This window comes from Janthinobacterium sp. SUN100 (genome assembly GCF_030397705.1).
Classification (GTDB): domain Bacteria; phylum Pseudomonadota; class Gammaproteobacteria; order Burkholderiales; family Burkholderiaceae_D; genus Janthinobacterium; species Janthinobacterium kumbetense.
On sequence record NZ_JAPUBU010000001.1, the window covers coordinates 2,152,661 to 2,175,944 of the forward strand.

A 23,284-nucleotide genomic window follows, 5' to 3' on the forward strand; every position below is an offset into this window, starting at 1 on the left:
CCATCGCCCAACAGGATATCGCCATGTGTGACAAAGACCAGTCCCTGCCCGTCATCAGCAATTGTTCCAGCGGCGGGGCCGAACCGGCCGCGCTCGCTTCACGCCGCCGTCGGCTGTGGGAACTGTCGCATACCTGTCATTGCCCGCTGGTCGGCGTGGGCTTGCCCCTGGGATACTTGCGCAAGCTCGTGGGCAAGATGACGGGCGGGCGCGTGCTGGCCGACGATTACGAAGTGCACGTGGGCGCCGTGACGGAATGCGGCGCGCGCAACCGCCTGTCCGAAGCGCTGCAAAAGGAACTCGAACGCCGCTACGCCCCCGTGATCCTGCGCTTTCGCGGCGCCAAGACGACGGAGCAAGTGGCCGAACTGTGGCGCACGGCCGTCGCCAACGGCGACGTGTCGGGCGCTTTCTGGGCCGGCCTGACGCACCCGCGCTGCGACGCCGAGCTGGAAGAGCAGATGTGCAGAGACTTGCACATGATCCAGCACCAGGCCGGCGCCTGCGTGCGCGCCGACATGGGCAAGTTTACGGCCTTGCAGGAAGAAAATACGCGCCTGACGCACGAACTGGCCAAGCTGCAACAGCGCAGCCAGGCCGCACTGATGGAAAAGACGGGCGAACTGGAACGCCAGGAAGCCGTGCTGCTGCGCACGCGTGCCGAGGCGATCGGCAAGGATAGCGTGATCGACGGCTTGCGCGCGGAACTGGCGCAATTGCAGGCGGCCATCCCGGCGCTGGAATCGCGCACGCGCCTGGTCGAACGTCTGGCGCAAATGGATGAGCGCGAAAAGGAATTGCGCCAGCAAATCGCGGATTTGAAGCAAGCCCAGCCACGTCCGGCCGCGGCCGTGCCGCCACCGGCGCCGAAGCTGGAAGTGCCGACGGGCGGCAAGCTGAAAATGCCGATCCGCCTCGTCGATCAAAGCGTCCTGTGCGTGGGCGGGCGCAGCGGCAATGTCGCCACCTACCGCGCCCTGATCGAGCGGGTCGGCGCGCAATTCGCCCACCACGACGGCGGCCTGGAAGACAATGCCAACCTGCTCGATTCGAGCCTGGCGGCGGCCGACCTGGTGATTTGCCAGACGGGCTGCATCAGCCACAGCGCCTACTGGCGCGTGAAGGATTATTGCAAGCGCACGGGCAAGCGCTGCGTCTTCATCGACAACCCCAGCATTTCCAGCCTGGCACGGGGCTTGCAGGAAGTCAGTGGCGAGATGGAGCCGGCCGCGCTGGACGCCGCCGACTGAGCCAGGCCTAAACCTAGGCCTGCAACTCGCGCGCGATCGCTTCGCGCAAGAGCGCATCGTCGACCGTGGTGTCGGGCGCGAAACGCCCCACCACCTTGCCGTCCTTGCTGATCAAAAACTTCTCGAAATTCCACAGCACGTCGCCGGGATGCTCCTGCGTGATGCCGTAGCCGGCCAGCTTGGCGCGGAAATCGCTGCCCGGTTTTTCCTGCGCCCGCGGCTGCTCCTGCACCAGGCGCTGGTACAGCGGATGCTGGCCCGGCCCCTTGACGACGATTTTTTCAAACATGGGAAATTGCACGCCAAAGGTGCCGCGGCAAAAGTCGGCGATCTCGGCATTGCTGCCCGGCTCCTGCGCGCCGAATTCATTCGCGGGAAAACCGGCCACCACCAGGCCCTCGGCCTGCTTGTCGGCGTAGAGCTTTTCCAATCCTTCGTACTGCGGCGTCAAGCCGCAGGCGGAGGCGACATTGACCACCAGCACGACCTTGCCGCGATAGGCGTCCAGGCTGGTGGGTTCGCCATTGATGCGGCGCAAGGGAATGTCGTAAATACTGTCGCTCATGATGTATCTCCTCGGCGGATAAAACAATCATGATAGCCGTGTGTGCGCGAACGCGCTGGCGGCGTCAACAACTCAGTAGACGTCGCGCCGGTAGCGCCCTTCCGCTGCCAGCGCGTCGAGCGCGGGCCGTCCCAGCATGTCTTGCAGGGCCTGGTCGACGCCGCCCGCCATGCCGGCCAGGCTGCCGCAAATGTAGATGGCCGCGCCCTGCTGCAGCCACAATTTGATTTCATCGGCATTGCCGCGCAAGCGGTCCTGCACATAGGTCCGCTCGGCCTGGTCGCGCGAAAACGCCAGGTCCAGGCGCGGCAAGTCGCCGCTGGCATGCCAGCGCTCAATTTCCTCGCGATAATGGAAATCGTGAGCCAGGTTGCGTTCGCCAAAGATCAGCCAATTGCGCCGCTGCCCTGCCAGCACGCGGCTTTTCAAATGGCCGCGCAAGCCGGCGATGCCGCTGCCGTTGCCAATTAAAATCAGGGGCCGCTGGGCATTGTCTTCCAGGCGGAAACGCCGGTGCTGGCGCAAGCGCAGTTGCACCACGTCGCCGACAGCGGCCTGCGCCGTGAGCCAGCCGGAGGCCAGGCCCAGGCTGCCGTCGGGATGCGCATGCTGGCGCACCAGCAAGTGCACGCCGCCGTCGCGCGGAATCGAGGCGATCGAATACTCGCGCGGTTGCGCAGGATCAAGCGGCGCGGCCACCTGCACCAGGTCGCCCGACTGCCAGTCAGGCAGGCTGCCCGCCACGGGCGCCAATTCCACGTGATAGATGGGGCCGCCGGCGCTGCCAGGATTGAGCAACTGCCGACGCGTCAGGCGCCAGTCGCCGAAGGCGGGCGCGCTCCAGTCGGGTGCGTCGCTGGTGCCGGCCAGGTGGCTCAGGTGCTGGAACCATTGCTCGATGGTGGCGCTGGCGCTGCGGTCGACTTCGATGCGCTCGAACAGGCGCGAGGCGCCCTGCTCCGCCAGCCAGGCATCGAGCGCGCGGCCGAAGCCGCAGAACTGGCCATAGCTGCGGTCGCCCAGGGCCAGCACGGCGTAGTGCAATTGCGGCAGCGCCAGTTCGCCCGTCATCAAACGGCCCATGAAGGCGGCCGCATTGTCGGGCGCATCGCCTTCGCCATACGTGCTGACCAAAAACAAGGCCCGTTCCGCTTGTTGCAGATCAATGGCCGTGAGGTCGGCCAGCGCGCACAGGCGCACGGGAATGCCCGCCAGTTGCAGGCTCTGCGCCGTTTGCGTGGCCAGTTCCTCGGCATTGCCCGTCTGGCTCGCATACGCCACCAGCCAGGCGGGACTGTTGGCCAGCGCCTCCTTCGCGGCGTCGGACGCGCGGCGCTTGGCGCGCGCGCGCAGCCAGGGCGCCAGGCACACGCCCGCATAACTGAGGGACAGGGCGGCCAGCAAGGCCAGCCGCGTCGTATCGTGCGTAAAAATCATGGAATCAATCGTTCATTCGTCGAGCATGGCCAGCATGTGGCTGCTCAGCGTTTCATGGTAGCCATCGCCGTCGCGCTGCAGGAAGCGCGCGGCCAGGCCCTGCTCTTCGGCCAGCGCCATGCCGGCTTCCGGGCCCAGCACCGTCAAGGCCGTCGACCAGGCATCGGCCGCCATGCATTCGGCGTGCACGACGGTGACGGAGGCGAGTTGATTGGCGATCGGCATGCCGCTGCGCGGATCGATGGTGTGCGAGAAACGCACCGTGCCATCCTCGAAGAAACGCCGGTAATCGCCCGACGTCGCCACGGACAAGCCGTGCAGCGCCAACAGCATTTCCGGCGGATGCTGTGCATTATCGGCAACGCCATCGACCTGTTCCAGCATCACCCACCACGGCTGGCCGTCGGGCTTGCTGCCGGCGCCGCGCAGCTCGCCGCCCACTTCGACCAGGTAATGATGGATGCCTTGGCTGTCCAGGTAGCGGGCCAGGCGGTCCACGCCATAGCCCTTGGCCACGGCGGACAAATCCAGCTGCAAGCCGCCCGGCTGGCGCGCGCGGCGGGCCGGCAAGTCCAGTTCCAGGCGGCGGCGCTGGCGCTGCGCCAGCAGCAGCGCCACGGTATCGTCTTTCGGCGGCAGGAAGCCGGGCTCGTCGTAGCGGTTGCGGGGGCCGAAGCCCCACAGGTTGACGAGGGTACCGGCGCACGGGTCATACGCGCCGCCGGACGCCTGCGACACGTGCATGGCAAAGCCCAGCACCTCGCAAAAGGCGGCGGGCAGGCTGTGCCAGCTGCCGGGCTCGGCCCGGTTGAAGCGGCCCAGGTCCGAGTCCTCGTCCCAGTGGCTCATTTGCGCTACAACAAGATCCAGCTGCTGCTGCAAGCCCTGCTGCAGGTCGGCGCTGCCCGCGCGTCCCGGCATGGAGGACTCCAGCAAGCGCACCGACCAGCTGGTGCCCATCGACAGGCCGCGCAAGTCCCGGATCGCGGCGCCGGGCGGCGCGACCTGATCGGAAATATGCTGCGGCAGCAGGACCCGGCGCATCGGCGCTCTCGCTCGCGAAGATGCCGCCGCTTACTGCGGCAGCACTTCCACGGAAGCCGCGTAGGTGGCGCGGCGCTCCGGCATCACGGGCGGCTGGCCGGCCACGGCTGGGGCGGCCGCTGGCCAGGTGCTGCTCAGGTAGTACATGCCGGCGGCCGGCACGGTGAACGTGATCTCGCCCTTGGCATCCGTGCTCTGGCGGATTTCCCCCAGCACGCCACGATAGCGCACGCCGCCTGGCACCAGGCTGAACGCCTGGTTCGCCGCCGGCTTGCCGTCGATCAAGAAACGCCAGGTGGCTTTCTCGCCCGCGCGCAAGTCGTTCGGGTGCGTCACCGGCACGAATTCCAGGCCCACGCCCGTCGGTTTGAACACTTCCGTGCTGGTTTCGCCATTGCTGAAGAAAGTTTCCAGGCGCGCTGCCGTGCGCGTGATTTTCACGTCTTTCGCGTCGGCCGGCACGTCTTTCTTGAAGGTTTCCTCGTTGCCGCGGAAACGCTTCTGCTCGCCGTTCACGGTGTAGCTGCCCATCACGTTTTGCGACACGATGGCCGCCTTGTACGTGCCCGGCTTTTCCATTTTCACGTCGAAGACGCTGCGCAAACGGCCCGTCAGCGTATTTGCTGGCGCGACCTTGGCACCGTCCGGGCCGATGACTTGCAGCGCGTCCAGGCGCAGCGGCTGGTGGTCGATCTCGAACAGGCCGTCGGAGACGGCGGCATCCACCGTCACCCAGGCGTCCTTGCTTTCCACCATCGTGCTCGATGGCACCATCCAGCCGCGGTGGGCGTGGGCGTTCATGGCCAGGCCAGCCAGGGCCAGGGCGATCAGGGGTTTGTTGAATTGCTTGAACATGGGGTGCGCCTTATGGTTTGAGTTGGACGACGACATTACCGAGTTCTTCCTTGCCTTTGGCTGGCACGGACTGGGCCGATTTCAGCGGCCACTGGAACGGCACGCGCACCAGTTCGCGTCCGCCCGCTTCGCGCGCCGCTTCCACCACCACCTGGTATTCGCCGGCCGGCAACTTGTCGAGCAAGGCCTTGGCGCCTGGGAAGGTCAAGGTATGTTCGCCCGGCGCACGCGTGGCGCCGCTGACGCCGTCCACGGGCATGGCCAGGTCGCGGCCGCTCTTGCGCCACCATTGGCGCATGTCCTTCAGCCACTTCTCGCCGACCTTGTCCTTCTTTTTCACGTCGTACAGCACGGCCAGGTTGCCAACCACCTTCTGGTCCGCCGTTTCCAGCCACGCCGCCACGTAAGGACGGTGGTATTCCGCCACGTTCAATTGCGGGAGTTCAAGCTTGAGGGACAGGTCGGCCGCCATCGCCGACGTACCGATCAGGGGAAGGCCAAGCGCCAGGGTGTAGCGTAATTTCATGGTGTGCCTGTAAAAAAGTAAGAATAAAAACGATCAATGAATAAACAGCAAGGCGATCGCGCAAGGTATCAAGATACCGAGGCCAACCATCGGCCAGGTAAATGGCCGGTTGGCCGCGTGGAACTTCAAAATCAATAAGCCCGTCAGGCAAAACACGATGCAGGCGCCGGCAAAGATGTCGATGAACCAACTCCACGCCACGCCCGTGTTGCGGCCCTTGTGGACATCGTTGAGCCAGGAGACCCAGCCCCGGTCCGTCAATTCGTATTCGGCGGCCCCGTCTTCCAGGCCGATGCGCACCCAGGCGTCGCCACCCGCCCTGGGCAGCGGCAGGTAGACTTCGTCGATCGACCATTCGGCGGGACGGCCGCCCGCATTGAGCGACCACTGCTGCTTGAGCCAGGCTTCGGCGTCGGCCGGCATGGGCGCATTGGCGCCATCGTGCTTGGCGGCATACGCGGCCAGTTGCGTGACGAGGGGTACCGGCAACGCCGCCTTCTGGCGCGTGACCGCCGGCTTGGCTTCGATCTGGCCGGCGTGGTTCAAGGTGATGCCGGTAATGGCGAACAGAAACATGCCCAGCAGGCAAAGCGCTGAGCTGATCCAGTGCCATTGATGCAAGTTCTTCAGCCAGACGGCGCGGCTGGCGTTGTTCTTGGCCTTGTCTGCTGCGCCCGCATTACCCATCGAGCGCTCCCGGCAAGGAGCGGGCCAGGTGGCGCGACAAGTCAGTGTGCTTCATTCCCATCCTTCAATCAAAGTTCATGCCTCATTTTCAAACAAATGATAATGATTATCATTTATTAAGTCAATACATGGGGCGCCCCGCCGGGCCAGCGTTTTGTAACAGCTTTGAAACATGGCGCGAGGCAGGCAGTCGCCACTACGTAAGCTGCCGTACAGAGCCGCCTGCCGCGCCCGCCTATGCTGTTGTTCAGGACAACCATCAAGGGAGCACCCATGCAAACATATTCCAGCGAACAACTGGCCAGCATCGCGGCCAGGATCAAGGACGTCAAATTCGGCATGCTGACCACCAGCGATGACATGCGCACCCTCACCAGCCGGCCACTGACGCAGCAGCAGGTCGACAGCGAAGGGCACATCTGGTTCTTTGTCTCGGACGAAGCCGCCTACACGCGCGACTTGCTGAACAATCCGCAAGTCAACGTCAGCTTTGTCGACACGGGCGACAGCCTGTATGTATCCGTCTGCGGCCACGCGCAGTTGCTGAAGGACCGCGCCAAGGCGGAAGAATTGTGGAACCCGCTGCTAAAAGCCTGGTTCCCGGGCGGTGCCGACGATCCGAAGCTGTCGCTGATCAAGGTAACGATACAGTCGGCCGAATACTGGGATAGCAGCGCCAGCAAGATGATGCAATTCTATGAAATGGCCAAGGCCGCCATCACGGGCGAACCGCCAAAGGATCTGGGCGAACACGGACGGGTCGACCTGTAGCCGGGTCGCCAGTCTTACCCGCGCCGGCAAGCAGGCGACGTTGTCCGCGCACAAGGGGAAACGGCCAGCCGCCGTGCGCGAACGCGCCCGGCGGCTGGCCCTGCGGAAATTATCAGACAGTCAGGAAGGGAAGCTCAGACGCCCGTACTGCCCGTGGTGTCGGGCGCATCGTCGGCGCTCTGCCGGCTTTGCCCGGCGGAGCCGGACTGGTGATGCGGCAAGCGGTCGGCGCGCCGCACTTCGCCGATGGAAAACAGATCGTCGCCGATATCGAGACCTTGCTCGCTATCGACCAGTACAAAGTTTTCGGCCGAGTCGGCCGTGCTTTGCTTGCTGCCCGCCGTGGATGGCGTGCCGCCCTGGCTATTGCCCGGTTGCGGCGTATTCGCGTTGCCCATTATCTTCTCCCTGATCATCAATGCGAGTTGACTGCGAGGCGATTGCCAGGCGATTGCACCTTGCCAGCGCAGCTATTTCATCATAGTCCATGCCTGCTGCATTGCATCAAAATTTTGCGACGACCGGACAGATGCGGCCATGGCCAGCGGCGTGCCTGCCGCTGGCCATGGTCACCGCTACCGCTCATTACCACTTGCTGCTACTTGTTGCGCGACCCCGCGGAACCCGAACCCGAGCCGCCGCTTTGCTTGTTGCCACTGTCGCGGTTGCCCTCCTGGTTCATGCTGGCATTGTCCCGCGTGCCGCTGGAGCTGGAGGCGCTTTGCCGGCTGGCATCGTTCTTGTGGCTTTGGCTGCCTGCGCGGCGCGCCTCTTCCGACGTGAATTCATGCGCCGTGCCCTTTTCATGCGCGGCACGTCCGCCTTCGCTGGCGATTTCGCGCTGCTGGGCGGGGTCCATGGAAGCGAAACCCCGTTTGCTGGTATCGCTTTGCTTGTTGCCGCTGCCGCCGCTACTGCTGCTACTGGTTTTACTACCTTGCTGTTTATTGTCGCTCGATGTGGCCATGATGATCTCCTTGATCGATGGAATCAGAAACAGTGCAAACCATGCAATTCTTTCCCCTCGCATGGCAAGGGAACCGTCATCTTAGTGCGCGCATGGGGTGCAAGAAATAGGAGGATGCCAAGAGCGCATGTAGGATGAGTCCCGCCCGTGGTGGCGTAGTTACTTTCAGTTTTCCACCAAAAGTACCAGATACTCAGCAGTTAGCGAGGCAGCGCACGCGGCCAGCCGCCAGGGCGGCTGGAGAACGGCGGCATCGGAACTTGCCGCGCATCGCCTCGGGCGCGCGGCCGCGGGACGCCAGCGGCGTGGAATTCAGGAAGCGAAGAGGATGGCCCAGAACAGCATCAGCAAGCCGGCAATCGATACGCACCACACGAGCGTGCGCACGACGGGCACGCCAAACGCATACAGGGGCAAGTACAGCACGCGCGCGGCCAGGTACAGGGCGGCGCCATACAGGGTCAGCGCGCTTTCCTGCGCCGTCACGTGGGCGATCAGCACGGCGGCGGCGAACAGGGGCAGGGTTTCGAACAGGTTCGCCTGGGCCCGCTGCAAGCGGCCCGTGATCTTGCCTACAGGCGGGCCTTCGCCGTCGCGCGCGCTCACGTTATACGCCGTGCCCGTCTCGCGCGTGCGAAACAGTGCGGGCAGCAGGATTTGCACCAGCGCCAGCACGAGGGTACAGGCCAGCATCGTCAGTTCAGGAGTCATGCCTTACCTCTGCAGGGTGGGACAGGCTGGCCATGCCGGCGCATGCCCGTCAGGGTTGGTCGAGTGCCGCTTGCAACTCCATCAAATCATAGGGCTTGCGCAAGACGCTGGCGGAAAAGCCCAGCTCATCCATCGATTCCTTGCCATAGCCGGTGGAAAAGATGATGCGCATGTCCGGTTTATCGCGCAGCACCATGCGTGCCAGCGCGATGCCGGACATGCCGGGCAGGCTGACATCCGTAAACAGGATATCGAAGTCTTGCTCGTTGAGCAACTCCCACGCCGCCTCGCCATCGGACACGCCGCTGACCGTGTGGCCCAGCATGCCCACCAGCTCGCACACCATCAGCTGGGAATCGAGATTGTCTTCCACCACGAGTATCTTCATCGAAGTCGGCATGTCCCCCTGCGGCACCAAAGCATGGCCCGTCAAGTCCAGCCCCGGTGTGCCGCCTCCCAGCACGCTGGCCGCCGTGCTGCCGCTTGCCAGCGTGCCGGCCACGGGTGCGCCGGACCGTTCGAACTGGCGCGCGCGCATTTGCTGCTGGCGGTTGGCCAGCACATGGCGCAGCTTGCGCGCCAGCTCTTCGCGCCGGTATGGCTTGCTGAGCAATTCCACCCCCGCATCGAGCCGGCCTTCGTGCACGATGACATCCTGCGCGTAGCCCGAGGTAAACAAGACGGCGATATCGGGCTGCAACTCGCGCGCCTGGCGCGCCATCTCCGTGCTGCTGACGGGACCGGGCATGATCACGTCCGTAAACAGCACATCGATCTGCGCACCGCTGTGCAGCACGGCCAGCGCGCTTTCGCCATCCTCGGCCTTGAGCACCTTGTAGCCGAGCGCGCCCAGCATGTCGACCACGGTGGTGCGCACGCCCACGTCGTCTTCCACCACCAGCACCGTTTCCGTGCCGCCCGTGACGACGCCGCTCAGTTCCAGTTCCTCGTCCGCTTCGGCCATCAGGGATCGGGGCAAATAGATTTTGACTCCCGTGCCCACGCCAGGTTCACTGTAAATGCGGATATGGCCGCGGCTTTGCGTGACAAAGCCGTACGCCATCGACAAGCCCAGACCCGTGCCCGCGCCTTCCGGCTTGGTCGTGAAGAACGGTTCGAAGGCGCGCTGCAGCACGGGGCCGCTCATGCCGCGGCCCGTATCGGTCACCGACAGCATCACGTACTGGCCCGCCGGCACGTCGACCAGGTTGTGCACATACTGTTCGTCGAGCACGACGTTGCCCAGCTCGATGGTCAGCTTGCCCACGCCATCCATGGCGTCGCGCGCATTGATGGCCAGGTTGAGGATGACGTTCTCGATCTGGCTGCGGTCGACCAGGGTATTCCACAGTCCGCCGCCGCCCACCAGCACGATGTCGATCGCTTCGCCCAGGGCGCGCCGCAGCAGCGCATCCATGTTGCGCACCACGCGCGTCAGGTCGGCCACCACCGGTTGCAAGGGCTGGCGCCGCGCAAACGCCAGCAGGTGCGACGACAGCTTGGCGCCCCGCTCGACGGCGGCGATCGCCGTGTCCAGGCGCTGGCGCATGAGGCCATCCGTGCCCGCCAGGTGCTGCAGCAAATGCAAATTGCCGGAAATGATTTGCAGCACATTATTAAAGTCGTGTGCGATGCCGCCCGTCAACTGGCCAACGGCTTCCATCTTTTGCGCCTGGCGCAAGGCGTCTTCGGCCTTGGTGCGCTCATTCACTTCCTGTTCGACCCGGTGCTCCAGCGTTTCGTTCAATTCATGCAGCGCTTTTTCCACGCGGCGCCGGTCCGTGATGTCCGTCTTGACGGCGATCAAGGAACGCGTATGACCCTGCTCATCGACCAGGCGACTGACATTGCTCGACACCCATACTTGCGAGCCATCGGGCTTCAGGTAGCGCTTTTCCAGCGAGAACGATTCGCCCGTTTCCACCAAGCGCTGGAACAGCACGCCGTTGCCAGGCACGTCCGCCGGATGCATGATGTCGTTCATATTCAGGCTCAGCAGTTCTTCGGCGGAACGGCCCAGCATGCGGCACAGGGCGCCGTTGACACGCTGGAAACGGCCATCGAGGCCCAGCTCGGACAAGCCCACGGAAGCCTGGCCGAAAATGGCGGCCATGCGCTCCTGGCTGGCGTTCAGTTCATCCTCGATCTGGCGCCGCTCCGTCACGTCGAACGACACGCCCACGTAGCGGCGCTGGCCCGGCACGCGGCCGGCCACCACCTCGCCCTGGCGCGCGATCCAGCGCAGCGCGCCATCGGCGGGACGGCGGATGCGGTATTCCACGTATTCGAGGGGATTGGGCGCCAGATCCAGCTTGCTGGGTCCGACCTTTTGCTGGTCGCGCGCATCGACCAGGCTCACCAGCAGGCGCTCCGTCACTTCTGTCTCGTCGGCAATGCCCCACAGGCGGCGGAAGGTGGGCGACACCAGCATCGCGCCCGTCTCCGGGAACCATTCGAAGGTGCCGATGCCGCCCGCCTGCTGAGCCAGGCGCAGCCGCTCCTCGCCTTCCATGCGCTCGGTGACGTCGATGCCTTCGACGAGGATGCCCGTGACCGCGCCCTCGTCATCCTTGATGGGTTGGTAGACGAAATCGATGTGGCGCTGGCCCGTCTGCCCGTTCGCCGTCTGCAAATCCACTTTGACCTGGCGCCCTTCGTAAGGTTCGCCCGTGCGGTAGACCTGGTCGAGCAGCGCGATGAAACCTTGCGCCTTGACTTCGGGCAAGGCCACTTCGACTGTCTTGCCCAGCAGCTCAAGTTCGGGGCGTCCCACCAGGCGCAGATAATGTTCATTCGCCAATTCGAACACGTGCTGCGGCCCGCGCAGCATGGCCATGAAGCTGGGCGCCTGCTGGAACAGGGCGCGCAGCAGCGCGCGTTCCTCGCCCAGGCGGCGGTTGGCCGCGCGCACGGCCTCGCTCTCGGCTTGCAAGGTGGTATTGAGCTCGCCCAGTTCGGCCGTGGCCAGTTTCAGCTGGCGCCCCTCCTCCATGCGCGCCGTCAATTCCAGCGCCGTGCACAGCACGCCATCGACCTGGCCGCCGGCGCCATGCACGGGCGTGTAAAACAGGTCGAAACAGACATCCGCGTGCTGTCCGCCGCGCAACAGCGGCAGGCAGCACTCGCGGTGCACCTGCGTCTCGCCGCGCAATCCCGCGTCGAGGATGCGCGCGTTCCAATCCCAGATTTCGGGCCAGACTGCCGGCACCGTGCCGCCCAGCGCCGCCGGATGGCGCGCGCCGGCGATCTGGATGTAGTCGTCGTTGTAAATCATCACATGCTGCGGGCCCCACATCAGCACCATCGCCATCGGCGAATTGAGGACGATGTCGACGCTGGTGCGCAAATTGGCGGGCCAGCCATCGAGGGCGCCAAGACCGGTGGCGGACCAGTCGCGCTGGCGCACCAGCTCGCCCATGCTGCCGCCGCCGCGCGGCCAGGCTGGCGCGCTCATGTGGCCAATCCCGCTTGCACGCGCACCTGGCACTGGCGCGGGATGCGCACCGTCGCCAGCGTGCCCTGCGCGTCCGTCGAACTGAGCTCGACCGTGCCGCCATGGGCCTTGACGAACATGTTCACCGTGTACAGGCCCAGCCCCAGGCCCTGCCCCGTCCTGCGCTTTTCGCCTGCCTGCTGGAACGGCTCGAACAGGGTCGGCAGCAAGGCGGCGGGAATGACGCCGCGATTGGCGATGCGCAATTCAATGCTGTCGGCGTCGCGTCCGTCGAGGGCCAGCTGCACCGGCGCGCCCGCCTCGCCATGCGTGAGGGCGTTGCATAGCAAATTCGAGATGACTTGCGACAGCAAGCCCGCGTCGCATTGCCCGTGCAGCTCGCCAACACTGCTGAGTTCGACAAGGGGCGCCTGGCCGGCCGTCTCGAATTCCTCGACGATGGCGCGCGCCAGCGCCAGGTAGTCGTGCATGCTGCTGCGCAACTCCATCGTGCCGGAACGGATGCGCGCCAGGTCCAGCAACTGGTCGACCATGCGCGCCATGCGCTTGGCGCTGCTTTCGATGCGCTGCGCCGTGACGATCACCTTCGGGTGGTCGCTCATCATCGGCAACAGCATGGCGCCGTTCATCACCACCGACAGGGGCGTGCGCAAGTCGTGGCCCAGCACGGCCGTGAACAGTTCATTCAGGTGCAAGGCATGCTTGAGTTCATCGAGCTGGGCCGACAACTCGCGTTTCTGCTGGTACAACTGGACCAGCACGGCCACCTTGCTTTGCAAGGCTTTCACGTCGATGGGCTTGTACAGGAAATCGACGGCGCCCGCCTCGTAGCCACGGAAACTGTAGCTCGGTTCGCGCGACGCGGCCGTGAGAAAAATCAAGGGAATGCTGCGCGTGCGTTCGCTGCCGCGTATCAGCTCGGCCAGCTCGAAACCATCCATCTGCGGCATCTGCACGTCGATCAGGGCCAGCGCCACGTCATGCGTCAACAGCAATTCCAGCGCCTCGGCGCCCGAGCCGGCCTTCAGGATGACAATACCGGGCCGCGCCAGCACGGCTTCGGCGGCGACCAGGTTTTGCGCGATGTCGTCAACGACGAGGATATGGATAGGGGCGGTCACGGAATCATCTTCAGGCATCGCAACGGCAAGATGCCATCGTGTTTCGATATGGACATAAACATTGTTTCAATTCTCACATATATTACACGCACTACACCATTCCCATTCACTTGTGTTCACCATCGCCGAGCAAGGCCAGGCTGGCAGCCATCTGCGGCAAATCGAGCACGCGGTCGGCGCCGGCCCGCTTGAGCGCGGCGGCCGGCATGATGCCACAACTGGCCCGCTGCGGGTCTTGCACCCAGGCACTACCACCCAGCTGCCGCACGCGCGCCAGGCCCGCCGCGCCGTCGGCCGAGGCGCCCGTCAGTATGATGGCCAGCATGGCGCGCCGGTAAGCGTACGCGGCTGTTTCCAGCAAGACATCGATGGACGGACGCGAAAAATACACGGGCGCTTCTTGCGACAGGGAAAAGCTGCCATCGGGTTCGACTTGCAAATGGTAATCGGGCGGCGCGAAATACACGGTGCCGCCCTGCAAGGGTTCCTTGTCCTGCGCTTCGCGCAAGGGCAGCTGGCAACGTTCCGCATACAGCTGCGGCAACTGGCTCGAACGGCCCGGCGCCAGGTGCAGCACCACCACCACGGCCGCGCGGCAGGTGGCGGGCAAGGCGCGCAGCACGATGCCCAGCGCTTCCACGCCGCCGGCCGAGGCGCCGATGGCGATCAGGCGCAGGCCGGCGGGCGGTGGCGCGACGTCGCAGGTCGGCAACATGTCAGGCACGCTGGAAGATGCGTTCAGCCGGGCTCAGCTCATTGAAGCTGGCCGCATGGCGGCTGAAATGCAGGCTTTCCTTCATGCCCAGGCCAAGGAAGCCCCGGTTCACCAGCGCTTCGTGGAACAGGCCCAGGCTGCGGTCTTGCAAGTCTTTATTGAAATAGATCATGACGTTACGGCAGGAAACCATGTGCACCTCCGAAAACACGCTGTCCGTCGCCAGGCTGTGGTCGGCGAAGACGAACTGGCGCCGCAAGCGCCGCTCAAAGATGGCGCCCTTGTAGGCGGCCGTGTAATAGTCGGACAGCGAGCGCTTGCCGCCCGCCAACTGGTAATTCTCGCTGAACTGGGCGATGCGCTCGATCGGATAGATGCCCGCTTCGGCGGCGGCCAGCGCTTCCACATTGATGTCGGTCGCGTAAATCATGCTACGTTCAAGCAAGCCTTCCTCTTCCAGCAAGATGGCCAGCGACCACACCTCTTCGCCGCTGCTGCAGCCGGCCACCCAGATCTTGATGGAAGGATAGGTGTGCAGGATGGGCACGACTTTTTCGCGCAAGGCACGGAAATACGCGGGATCGCGGAACATCTCGCTCACTTGCACCGTGAAAAACTGCAGCATCTGCGCGAACATGGCCGGCTCGTGCAAGATGCGGTCCTGCAACTGCGACAGGCTGGCGCAGCCGAAGCGCTCCATGGCCTGGCGCATGCGCCGGCGCAGCGACGCCACCGAATAATCGCGGAAATCGTGCTGATACCTTAACAAGATTCCCTCAAGCAACAATTTCAGTTCTATATCGAAAATATCGTCATCTAACAACATCCACCTCATCGGATACCTGACCGTTGAACACAGTGCAACACACACCATGCAGTCACTGCCAAATGCTAGCAGATCGCCGGCGATTATCCCGCAAGGAAAGTGTCAGTTAGGTACGCTGGCGTACACTGCGCCATCTTTTTCAGGCATCCACGCCCTTCATGCCTTCCTCCGTGTAACGCGCGCCCGCCGCCATGCCCATAGGAAAGGCGGCATTCATCGCCGCCAGTTCCGCGCCGTCCAGCCGCACGGCCAGCGCGCCCAGGTTGTCGTGCAAATATGCGATACGCTTGGTGCCGGGGATGGGAATGAGGTCGTCCCCTTGCGCCAGCAGCCAGGCCAGCGCCAGCTGGGCCGGCGTGCAGCCTTTGGCGCGCGCGAGGTCCTTCACCTGCGCGACGATGGCCTGGTTGCGCGCCAGGTTGTCGGATGAAAAACGGGGATTGAACTGGCGGAAATCCCCCGCGTCGAGGCTAGCCGCATCGGCGATGGCGCCCGTCAGGAAACCGCGCCCCAGTGGGCTGTAGGCAAAGAAGCTGGCGCCCACGTCGCGGCAGGCGGCCAGCACGCTCTGCTCCGGTTCGCGCGTCCACAGCGAATACTCGCTCTGCACGGCCGCCACGGGGCAAAGCGCCGCCGCACGCCGCAAGGTGGCGGTGCTCACTTCGCACAGGCCCACGGCGCGGATCTTGCCCTCTTGCCGTAGCTGCGCCAGCGCGCCCATCGATTCCTCCAGCGGCGTCTCCAGGTTCAGGCGGTGCAGGTAGAACAGGTCGATGGCCTCCACGCCCAGGCGCGCCAGCGACGCTTCGCACGCCTGGCGGATGTAGGCGGGGGAATTGTCGACGCGGCGCGCATAACTGCCCGCCTCGCGCGCCAGGCCGCACTTGGTGGCGACCAGGGCCTGGCCGCGATGGCTGGCCAAAAAGCGCCCCAGCAATTGCTCGTTGTGGCCGAAACCGTAAGCGTCGGCCGTGTCGAACAGGGTCACGCCCGCCGCCAGGGCCGCTTCCAGGGTGGCCAGCGATTGCGCCTCGTCCGTGGCGCCATAAAATTCCGACATGCCCATGCAGCCCAGGCCCAGTGCCGAGCTGGTCAAGCCGCTATTGCCGATGCGTCGTTGTTGCATGCTGCTCTCCTCACGTGTTGACTCGATGCAGCCAGTCTAGGCCGTGCCGGCCGGCGGGGGAATACGCGATTTCGTGATACCTTTCTGGTATGAGAGCCCTCGATACCCATGCCTTGACCCTGTTTTGCGCCGTCGCCCGCTGCCTGAACTTCCGCCAGGCGGCGGAGCAATTGCATATGACCCAGCCGCCCCTGTCGCGCGCCATCAAGGCGCTGGAAGAGCGGCTGGGCGCGCGATTGTTCGAGCGCGACACGCAGGGCGTGGCCTTGACTCAGGCAGGGCATACCTTGCTGCCGCAGGCGCTGCACATCCTCGATTTACTTGATATTGCGCAAACGTCGCTGCGGCAAGACAGCGCGCCCGCGCGCCTGCGCCTGGGCTTGACCAGTTCCGTGGCGGCCGGCCTGTTCCGGCCCTTGCTGGCGGCGCTGGAAGGGCAACTGGGCAGTATCCGCCTGGAACTGACGTCCGCACCCTAGCCGCGCCTGGTGGCTGGCGTGCGCAAGGGCCAGCTTGATGCGGCCCTGCTGGCCTTGCCCAGCGCCACCTTCGAGCTGGCCGTGCAGCCGCTGGCGCGCCAGCCCATGATGCTGGCCCTGCCCGCCGGGCACCGGCTGGCGAAAAAGCGCAAGCTCAGCCTGTTGGATATCGCCCAGGAATCCGTCTACTGGTTCGAACGGGCGCGCCAGCCCGCCTTCTTCGACCATTGCCAGCAGGTATTTCGCCGGCATGGTTTCGCGCCCGTCTTCCTGCGCGAAGCGCCCGACCACCATGTGCTGCTCGGCGACGTGGCGGCCGGCAAGGGCATGGCGCTGCTGGCCGACTCGTTCCGCGCGCTGCGCCTGGCTGGCGTGGTCTACCGGCCATTGGTGGAAGGTGAGGAATTGGCGGCCGGCATCGGCCTGGCCTGGCGGGCAGACCACGGCCATGCGGCCCTGCCCCTGCTGCGCCGGCTGGCGCAAGAACATTTGAAAAAGTGAAGGCCGCGCACGGATGCGCCAGACGCGCTACCATGGCGCCTTCCCCATTTTTCAGCGCCACCACGACCATGACGTTTACCATCAGCGACGCCGCCTACGGCACCGATACCCCCGCAGCCAAGCACGCCATGTATGCGGACCTGCGCTCGCAGCTGCAAGGCTTGCTGGCCGGCGAGAGCGATTTCATCGCCAATACGGCCAACTTCAGTTCGCTGGTCTTCAACACGATGCCGGGCCTCAACTGGGCCGGCTTTTACTTCCTGAAAGGCGAGGAACTGGTGCTGGGACCGTTCCAGGGCAAGCCAGCCTGCATCCGCATCAAGAAGGGACGCGGCGTGTGCGGCACCACGGTGGTCGAAGGCAAGTCCATCGTCGTGCAGGATGTGCACGCGTTTCCTGGCCACATCGCCTGCGACGTCAATTCCCGCTCGGAACTGGTGGTGCCCGTGTTTGCGCAGGGTCAAATCATCGGCGTGTTCGACCTCGACAGCCCCTTGCCCGGCCGCTTCGACGACGTCGACGCGCAAGGCGTCGAATCGCTGGTGCGCGTACTGGAAGCGGCTATCGTTGCCGAATAATCAGTTGCCCGCCTTGACGGCGATGAATTCGCCCTTGCCGACCGTCGCCAGGCATGCCGTGTAGCGGCTGTCGGCGCGGATGGCGTCGATAAAACCGGCCATGTCCGCGTAGTGCGAGCTGGCATTGTCGACCACCAGCACGCCGCCGGCCGCCAGCACGCGGTCCAGCTGCGGCCACCAGGACTGATATTGCTGGCGCGCGGAATCGAGGAAGATGAAATCGTAGGCACCGTCAGCCGCATCGCGCAGCACGTCGCCCGCGTCCGCCAGCAACTGGCCAATCACGCCTTGCAGTTGCGCGCGCACAAAGTTGGCATGCGCCATGTCGAACTTGTCCTGCGCCTTTTCCACCGTCACCACGCTGCCGCCCAGCGGCTGTACCGCGCGCGCCAGCCACAGGGTGGAATAGCCGTTCGAGGTGCCGATTTCCAGCACCCGCCGCGCACCGCGCGCGTGCACCAGCACGGCCAGCAATTCACCCGTGTCGCGCGTGATATTGAGCATGCGGCTGGCACGCTCCGTATGCGCCGCATCATTGGTGTTACCGAATGCTTCCAGTTCGCTTAACAGGGTATCGAGGGTATCGATGCTGTGCATGCCGCCTCCTTGTGCAAAACATCAGCATAGCAAAAATACTACGCTTGTGCGCGCTTCAATGGGCGTTTCAGGTACTGCACCATCACCACGCCCAGCAGGGTCACGCCGCCGCCGATCACATCGTAGCTGTGCAAGGTTTCACCGAGGAACAGCATGGCGATGATCACCGTGAACACGGGCAGCAGATTCATCAAAGTCGTGGCGCGGCTCGGGCCCAGCTTCGCCAGACCGTGCATCCACAAGAACGGCGCGATGATGGATGCGGGGATGCCGGCAAACAGCACCAGCGGCAAGCCGGCGCTGGTGACGGGCGGCGCCGACTGGCTCAGGTAATACACGAACAGCACGGGCACGGCGCACCACACCTGGATCAGCAGGGAGTGCCAGTTATTCAGGGGAATCTTCCAGCGCTTGAGCAGCACGCCATAGCCCGCATACGACAGGCACGCCAGCAGCATCAGGGCGTCGCCCACGGCCGCGCCATGGGCGATCAGGGCGGCCGGGTCGCCATGGCTGAGCAAGTAGCCGAGTCCCAGCAAGGACACGAAGCCGCCGAACACGCCGCCCACGGTGGGCGCCTCTTTCAACAACAAGACGGACAGGCCCACGGCCAGCAGCGGCATCAGCGATGCGAGGATGCCCATGTTGGTGGCCGTCGTCGTTTGCGCCGCGATGTACGCGAGGCACTGGTACATGACCATGCCCAACATGCCGAGCACAAACAGTTTCCCAAGATATGGTTTCACCACGACCCGCTGCTTCCACACAGCGCGGCCAAACACGAGCGCCAGCAGCACGCCGGCCAGCAGCCAGCGGTAGAACGAGATGGCGGCCGGATCGATCACGCCCACGGCCATCTTGCTGACGATGGTATTGATGGCCCAGATCAGCACGGCGATCACGGGAAACAGATAATGCTTGGCTTTCATGCAGGAACTCCACTATTCAACGAGCACCATTTTCGCATGGTCCGATTCCATGGATATAATGCATATCGGACAAACGATGCAAAGAACAGGACAAAACAGGAGATCCGATGGCCAGCAACCAGCACTTTCCCGCCGTTTCCGACGCCCTGCCCTATCCCGTGTACTTTCGCCTCGACGATTACCACGCGCACCAGCAATTCGATTACCAGAGCCATCCGTGGGGCCAGCTCACGTATTGCTCCACGGGCGTGATGGAAATCATGGTGGCGGGCCAGCGTTACCTGTCGCCGCCCCAGTACGCCGTGTGGATACCGCCCGAGACCTTGCACGACGGCTATATCCGCCAGGATGTCGTGTTTCACTCCGCCTACATCGATGCCAGCCTGTGCGCGCAGTTGCCGACGCAGCCGTGCGCGCTGGTATTGAGTCCCTTGCTCAAAGCCATACTCGGCGACTTTGCCGAACGGGGCGTCACCACACCCGCCACGGCAGCCGACCAGCGCCTGGCGCAAGTGCTGGTCGACCAGTTGGAGCTGGCGCCGTGCAGCCGCAATTATTTGCCCGGCAGCGACGAACCCGTCATCGCGGCGCTGCTGGCCGCCCTGCAGCTTGATCCCGGCAGTAACCGCTCACTGGCCGAGTGGGCCGCGCAATTGCATGTGACCGAACGCACGCTGGCCCGGCGTTGCCAGCGCGAACTGGGCATGCCGTTCGGCGAATGGCGCCAGCGCCAGCGCTTCCTGGCCGCCCTGCCCCTGCTGGAACAGGGAGCAACCGTGCAGGCGATCGCGCTGGAACTGGGCTACAGCACGGCCTCGGCCTTCATCGCCATGTTCCGCCGTCAAGGCGGCGGCACGCCCGACCAGTTCCGCCGCGGCCTGCGCTGAAAAAGGGGCCAGGGGTAGCCGCCTTGTCATATGGGGATGCTAAAATTCAAACATCTTTCCAGAGAGCAAAAGGACGCGCATGAACCCCAGCACCGACACGGCCACCGATACCCAAGGCAGCGAGGACATGCCCCAGGCATCAGCAACAGCCGTGACGGCGCCCGCGCCCATCAAGCTCGACAAGGAAGATGTACCCACCGTGCTGGGCAAGCTGCGCACCCTGGTGCAGGACAAGACGCGCTTCGAGCCGCACGACATCACGCCGCTGGGCGAGGAAGACGTGCTGCAGGATTTTTCCCTGCAAGCCAATTACGCGCTCGAGGCGCGCTTCGAGCAGCGCGTCATCAACGGCTATTTCGCGCCAGCGGGCAATGACTGCCACTGTGGCTCGCACGAAGTGGGAGCACTCGCTCACGCGCAGGAAAAGGAACGGCTGCGCCGCGCGGCGGGCAAGCTCGACAATGCCTTGCGCCAGGCGGGCCAGGCCTACAACGGCGTCGAGGCGGGCGTCTACCTGCCGCACGCCGTCAAGTACTGGCACCTCGATACCTGCAGCAACTGTTCCGGCAAAGGCCGCATCGGCTGCCACACCTGTTATGGCGCGACGACGGAAACGTGCTGGAATTGCCACGGCGGGCGCACCGTCAGCTGCGACGCGTATGGCTGCTACGGCAGCGGCAAGGTGTCGTGCTCGTATTGCAGCGGCAGCGGCACGGTGTCCGAGCAAGTCACCGATTACGTCACGGTGCAAGTGCCCACTACCACCTACAGCAACGGCAGCTCGCACACCAGCTACCACAGCGAAACGCGCACGCAATACCGTACCGAATACCGCTCTTGCTACCATTGCAGCTTCGGCAAGGTCAGCTGCAACACCTGCCACGGTTCCGGCAACATCAATTGCGGCACCTGCCGCGCCAGCGGCAAGGTTACGTGCCGCACGTGCAGCGGCGTGGGCGACTTGCGCTGCAACCCCTGCGACGGTTCCGGCAAGGTGGGCAAGGCGGCCTGGGTCGACGTGCACGTGGCGCCCGGCTACAGCGTCAGCCTGCCCAAGCAGGCGCAGGACGACGCGCGCCGCATCCGCGACAAGGAGAGCGTGCACTCACTGGCAGCCATCGCCAGCAGCCTGGCCCTGGCGAAAGTGAGCATTTACAATGAAGACCAGCCGCAGGAAGTCGACGCCCTGTATGGCGGCAAGCTGCGCATCGTGCGCCTGGACGCATCGTGCAACGCGGAAAAACATCACCTGGTGGCGTACGGCGCGGACTTGCGCTGGCTGACGCTCGACGACATCGTGGAAAAACTGCTGCGCGGCGACCTCAAGGCGCTCAGCGATGCGCTGGCCGGCAGCGCCGACGACGGCCTGTTCTCAGCCCACGTGCAGGGTTTGCTCACGCCGCTGCGCGACGTGGCCGCCTCGGAACTGAATGCGGACGTGATCGAGTCCGTCCTCAGCGGCGACGCGGACCACGCGCACGTCGATGTCGTCTCCGCCGACTATGCGCAGAACGTGCGCACCTGCGTGCTGGGCGCCCTGCGCCAGGTCTACACGCGGCTGGCCAAGCAATTCTGGTGGAAAAGCGCGCTGGCCGCGCTGGCCGCCGCCATCGCCGCCTGGTTCTTCGCCGGCCGCGGTGCCGCCGCCGTGGCCGGACTGCTCGTCACGGGCGCCGGTTACTGGCTGTTCAACCGCAAGGTCAAGACGGTACTCAGCGAGGCGCTGGGCGGCGAACGGCAGGCCGAACGGGCCATGGGCATTGCCGGCAAGGGCCGCCGCAACCAGCTGGCGCAAGTGCTGATCCTCGCCCCCGCCAGCCTGGCCGTGCTGGCCGCCAGCTATGGCTTGCCCGTGCGCGTGCGCCCGGTTTCCGCGCCGCCGCAAACGGCCATGGCGTCGGCGCCCGTCGCGCCCCATGCGCCGGCCGCCGTGCCGCAGGATGCGAGCAGCGCCAAGGCCGTCAAGCTGTATGAAAATGGCGACAAGGCGCAGGCGCTGGCCATGCTGGAAAGCCTGGTCGGCAAGGGCGACGCGGGCGCGTATGGCCTGTATGGCTGGATGCTGCTGATGGGCGAAGGCAAGCCCGGCCCAATCACCGCGCCAACGGCGCAGCAGCGCGAAGCGCGCCAGGTGGCCGCCAAGCCCCTGATCGGCAAGGGCCTGGTGAAGAACGACAGCTATGCGCTGACGGCGAAGGGCGTGATGCTGGCCGAAGGCTGGCAGGAGCCGCGCAACATGGCGCGCGGCCTGGACCTGCTGAAACAGGCCGCGAACAAGGGCAATGCACAAGCCATGCACTTATTGGGCCTGTACCACGTGCGCGGCTACCAGATTCCCGTCAACCACAAGGAAGCGCGCAAATGGTTCACCCTGGCCGCCGACAAGGGCAGCGCGGGCGACATCTACAACCTGGGCCTGATGGACTGGGAAGGCGCGGGCCTGAAACGCCCGGACCGCGCCAGCGCCATGCAGCGCTGGAAGATCGCCGCCGCCATGGGAGAGGAGCGCGCGATCAAGGCGGTGGCGCAAGGAAAACCTTAGGCGGCTGCGGCCAGCGCCTGCAAGGCCATCGGGTTCGGCGTCGGCTCGCCGACTTTGGTCAGCAGGTTGCGGTCCGTGTGGTGGAACGGCTCGTCCTTGCCGCGGATTAGCATGACCGTGTCCTCGTCGTAGCCCCAGGTGCCATCGGCGTGGATATCGACCTTGATGCGGTATTCGACGGTGGTGAACGCGTGTTCGAGGAAGGGGTTCGAGCAGATGCCGTAGGCCGTCGAGTCGCGCTTGGCCACCAGTTCGAAACTGGTGGCGTCCGCCGTCGTCGTGCCGGACGCCATGGCGATCTGTCCGCGCGGGATGGCCAGGGTCTGGATCACGGCGCCCGTGGCCGGCTCCCACAGCCAGTAGCCCACCTGCTCATGATACGTTTTGACTTGGTCCGGCTTGGTGATGTGGATGTAGTAGCGCAAGCCGTAGAACAGTTGCGGGCCGTTGGTGACGGGGTCGATCGGTTGCAGCTCGATGCGCTCGACGAAAGCCTGCTTGCGCGGGCCGTCGGCCTTCGGCTTGACATCCAGGCCGCGCGTGCCCGTCCAGATGCCGGCCATGCAGGTCAGGGGACCGAGGTTGTTCAGGGTGTGCACGTCGGCAGACGGCTCGGTGTAGATATCTTCGGGAAAATCGCTCATGCGGAAGTCTTCAAAATGGGGCAACAGTGCTTGCCGCCATTGTAAGACGCGCGCCCGCCGGCGGCAAAGCGC

Annotated in this window: 24 protein-coding genes; 7 read left to right on the forward strand and 17 right to left on the reverse strand. The window is 64.8% G+C overall.

Annotated elements, in window-relative coordinates; translation table 11 throughout:
- The first annotated feature begins 23 nt into the window (after positions 1–23).
- Positions 24–1,250, forward strand: a complete 1,227-nt coding sequence (locus O0881_RS09480) for a DUF2325 domain-containing protein (protein WP_289911036.1) — start codon at positions 24–26, stop codon at positions 1,248–1,250.
- A gap of 13 nt (positions 1,251–1,263) precedes the next feature.
- On the opposite strand, the gene O0881_RS09485 is transcribed toward O0881_RS09480, so the two are convergent.
- From O0881_RS09485 to O0881_RS09510, 6 genes are all read right to left on the reverse strand, one after another.
- The gene (locus O0881_RS09485) at positions 1,264–1,815 is read right to left on the reverse strand and encodes a glutathione peroxidase (protein WP_289911037.1); all 552 of its coding nucleotides are present in this window, start codon (positions 1,813–1,815) and stop codon (positions 1,264–1,266) included.
- Positions 1,816–1,887: 72 nt separating this feature from the next.
- On the reverse strand, positions 1,888–3,252 hold the full coding sequence (locus tag O0881_RS09490; protein ID WP_289911038.1) for a sulfite reductase subunit alpha: 1,365 nt from the start codon (positions 3,250–3,252) through the stop codon (positions 1,888–1,890).
- Between the two features lie 12 nt (positions 3,253–3,264).
- Entirely contained in the window at positions 3,265–4,296 is a 1,032-nt protein-coding gene (locus tag O0881_RS09495; RefSeq protein WP_289904058.1) for an FAD:protein FMN transferase, read from the reverse strand.
- A 30-nt stretch (positions 4,297–4,326) separates the two neighbouring features.
- Complete coding sequence (locus O0881_RS09500; protein WP_099666981.1) at positions 4,327–5,151, reverse strand: DUF4198 domain-containing protein; 825 nt, start codon at positions 5,149–5,151, stop codon at positions 4,327–4,329.
- A 10-nt stretch (positions 5,152–5,161) separates the two neighbouring features.
- On the reverse strand, positions 5,162–5,677 hold the full coding sequence (locus tag O0881_RS09505; RefSeq protein ID WP_077407565.1) for a DUF2271 domain-containing protein: 516 nt from the start codon (positions 5,675–5,677) through the stop codon (positions 5,162–5,164).
- A 33-nt stretch (positions 5,678–5,710) separates the two neighbouring features.
- Entirely contained in the window at positions 5,711–6,364 is a 654-nt protein-coding gene (locus O0881_RS09510) for a PepSY-associated TM helix domain-containing protein (protein WP_289911039.1), read from the reverse strand.
- 273 nt (positions 6,365–6,637) lie between these two features.
- Here O0881_RS09510 and O0881_RS09515 point away from each other — a divergent pair, with 273 nt between their 5' ends.
- The gene (locus O0881_RS09515; RefSeq protein ID WP_289911041.1) at positions 6,638–7,135 is read left to right on the forward strand and encodes a pyridoxamine 5'-phosphate oxidase family protein; all 498 of its coding nucleotides are present in this window, start codon (positions 6,638–6,640) and stop codon (positions 7,133–7,135) included.
- Between the two features lie 134 nt (positions 7,136–7,269).
- Here O0881_RS09515 and O0881_RS09520 read toward each other — a convergent pair whose 3' ends face one another.
- The 8 genes from O0881_RS09520 to O0881_RS09555 form a co-directional block, all read right to left on the reverse strand.
- Positions 7,270–7,533, reverse strand: coding sequence for a hypothetical protein (locus O0881_RS09520; RefSeq protein WP_077407571.1), 264 nt, complete (start codon positions 7,531–7,533; stop codon positions 7,270–7,272).
- 200 nt (positions 7,534–7,733) lie between these two features.
- Positions 7,734–8,102 carry a KGG domain-containing protein gene (locus tag O0881_RS09525; RefSeq protein WP_289911043.1) on the reverse strand — a complete coding sequence of 123 codons (369 nt, stop codon included), beginning with the start codon at positions 8,100–8,102 and terminating at the stop codon, positions 7,734–7,736.
- A gap of 312 nt (positions 8,103–8,414) precedes the next feature.
- Positions 8,415–8,813, reverse strand: a complete 399-nt coding sequence (locus tag O0881_RS09530) for an MAPEG family protein (RefSeq protein WP_099666977.1) — start codon at positions 8,811–8,813, stop codon at positions 8,415–8,417.
- Between the two features lie 49 nt (positions 8,814–8,862).
- Complete coding sequence (locus O0881_RS09535) at positions 8,863–12,267, reverse strand: PAS domain S-box protein (protein WP_289911044.1); 3,405 nt, start codon at positions 12,265–12,267, stop codon at positions 8,863–8,865.
- Positions 12,264–13,388 carry a hybrid sensor histidine kinase/response regulator gene (locus tag O0881_RS09540; RefSeq protein WP_289911046.1) on the reverse strand — a complete coding sequence of 375 codons (1,125 nt, stop codon included), beginning with the start codon at positions 13,386–13,388 and terminating at the stop codon, positions 12,264–12,266. Before O0881_RS09540 ends, O0881_RS09535 begins: the two co-directional genes overlap by 4 nt.
- 106 nt (positions 13,389–13,494) lie before the next feature.
- On the reverse strand, positions 13,495–14,103 hold the full coding sequence (locus O0881_RS09545; protein ID WP_289911048.1) for a chemotaxis protein CheB: 609 nt from the start codon (positions 14,101–14,103) through the stop codon (positions 13,495–13,497).
- A 1-nt stretch (position 14,104) separates the two neighbouring features.
- Positions 14,105–14,938 carry a CheR family methyltransferase gene (locus O0881_RS09550; RefSeq protein WP_034783398.1) on the reverse strand — a complete coding sequence of 278 codons (834 nt, stop codon included), beginning with the start codon at positions 14,936–14,938 and terminating at the stop codon, positions 14,105–14,107.
- A gap of 130 nt (positions 14,939–15,068) precedes the next feature.
- Positions 15,069–16,055, reverse strand: coding sequence for an aldo/keto reductase (locus tag O0881_RS09555; RefSeq protein ID WP_289911050.1), 987 nt, complete (start codon positions 16,053–16,055; stop codon positions 15,069–15,071).
- Between the two features lie 89 nt (positions 16,056–16,144).
- Here O0881_RS09555 and O0881_RS09560 point away from each other — a divergent pair, with 89 nt between their 5' ends.
- From O0881_RS09560 to O0881_RS09570, 3 genes are all read left to right on the forward strand, one after another.
- A complete protein-coding gene (locus O0881_RS09560) occupies positions 16,145–16,534 on the forward strand; it encodes a LysR family transcriptional regulator (RefSeq protein WP_289911051.1) in 390 nt (129 codons plus the stop codon).
- Between the two features lie 9 nt (positions 16,535–16,543).
- On the forward strand, positions 16,544–17,035 hold the full coding sequence (locus O0881_RS09565) for a LysR family substrate-binding domain-containing protein (RefSeq protein WP_289911052.1): 492 nt from the start codon (positions 16,544–16,546) through the stop codon (positions 17,033–17,035).
- Between the two features lie 128 nt (positions 17,036–17,163).
- Positions 17,164–17,613: a GAF domain-containing protein gene (locus tag O0881_RS09570; RefSeq protein WP_289898890.1), complete on the forward strand. Its 450-nt coding sequence runs from the start codon at positions 17,164–17,166 to the stop codon at positions 17,611–17,613.
- Here O0881_RS09570 and O0881_RS09575 read toward each other — a convergent pair whose 3' ends face one another.
- Positions 17,614–18,210 carry a class I SAM-dependent methyltransferase gene (locus O0881_RS09575; protein WP_289898578.1) on the reverse strand — a complete coding sequence of 199 codons (597 nt, stop codon included), beginning with the start codon at positions 18,208–18,210 and terminating at the stop codon, positions 17,614–17,616.
- Between the two features lie 38 nt (positions 18,211–18,248).
- Positions 18,249–19,139 carry a DMT family transporter gene (locus O0881_RS09580; RefSeq protein WP_289911054.1) on the reverse strand — a complete coding sequence of 297 codons (891 nt, stop codon included), beginning with the start codon at positions 19,137–19,139 and terminating at the stop codon, positions 18,249–18,251.
- Positions 19,140–19,246: 107 nt separating this feature from the next.
- Here O0881_RS09580 and O0881_RS09585 point away from each other — a divergent pair, with 107 nt between their 5' ends.
- On the forward strand, positions 19,247–20,026 hold the full coding sequence (locus tag O0881_RS09585) for a helix-turn-helix transcriptional regulator (RefSeq protein ID WP_289911056.1): 780 nt from the start codon (positions 19,247–19,249) through the stop codon (positions 20,024–20,026).
- A gap of 79 nt (positions 20,027–20,105) precedes the next feature.
- Entirely contained in the window at positions 20,106–22,568 is a 2,463-nt protein-coding gene (locus tag O0881_RS09590; RefSeq protein WP_289911058.1) for a hypothetical protein, read from the forward strand.
- Here O0881_RS09590 and O0881_RS09595 read toward each other — a convergent pair.
- Positions 22,565–23,212, reverse strand: coding sequence for a heme-binding beta-barrel domain-containing protein (locus O0881_RS09595; RefSeq protein WP_289911060.1), 648 nt, complete (start codon positions 23,210–23,212; stop codon positions 22,565–22,567). The genes O0881_RS09590 and O0881_RS09595 overlap by 4 nt on opposite strands.
- Between the last annotated feature and the right edge of the window lie 72 nt (positions 23,213–23,284).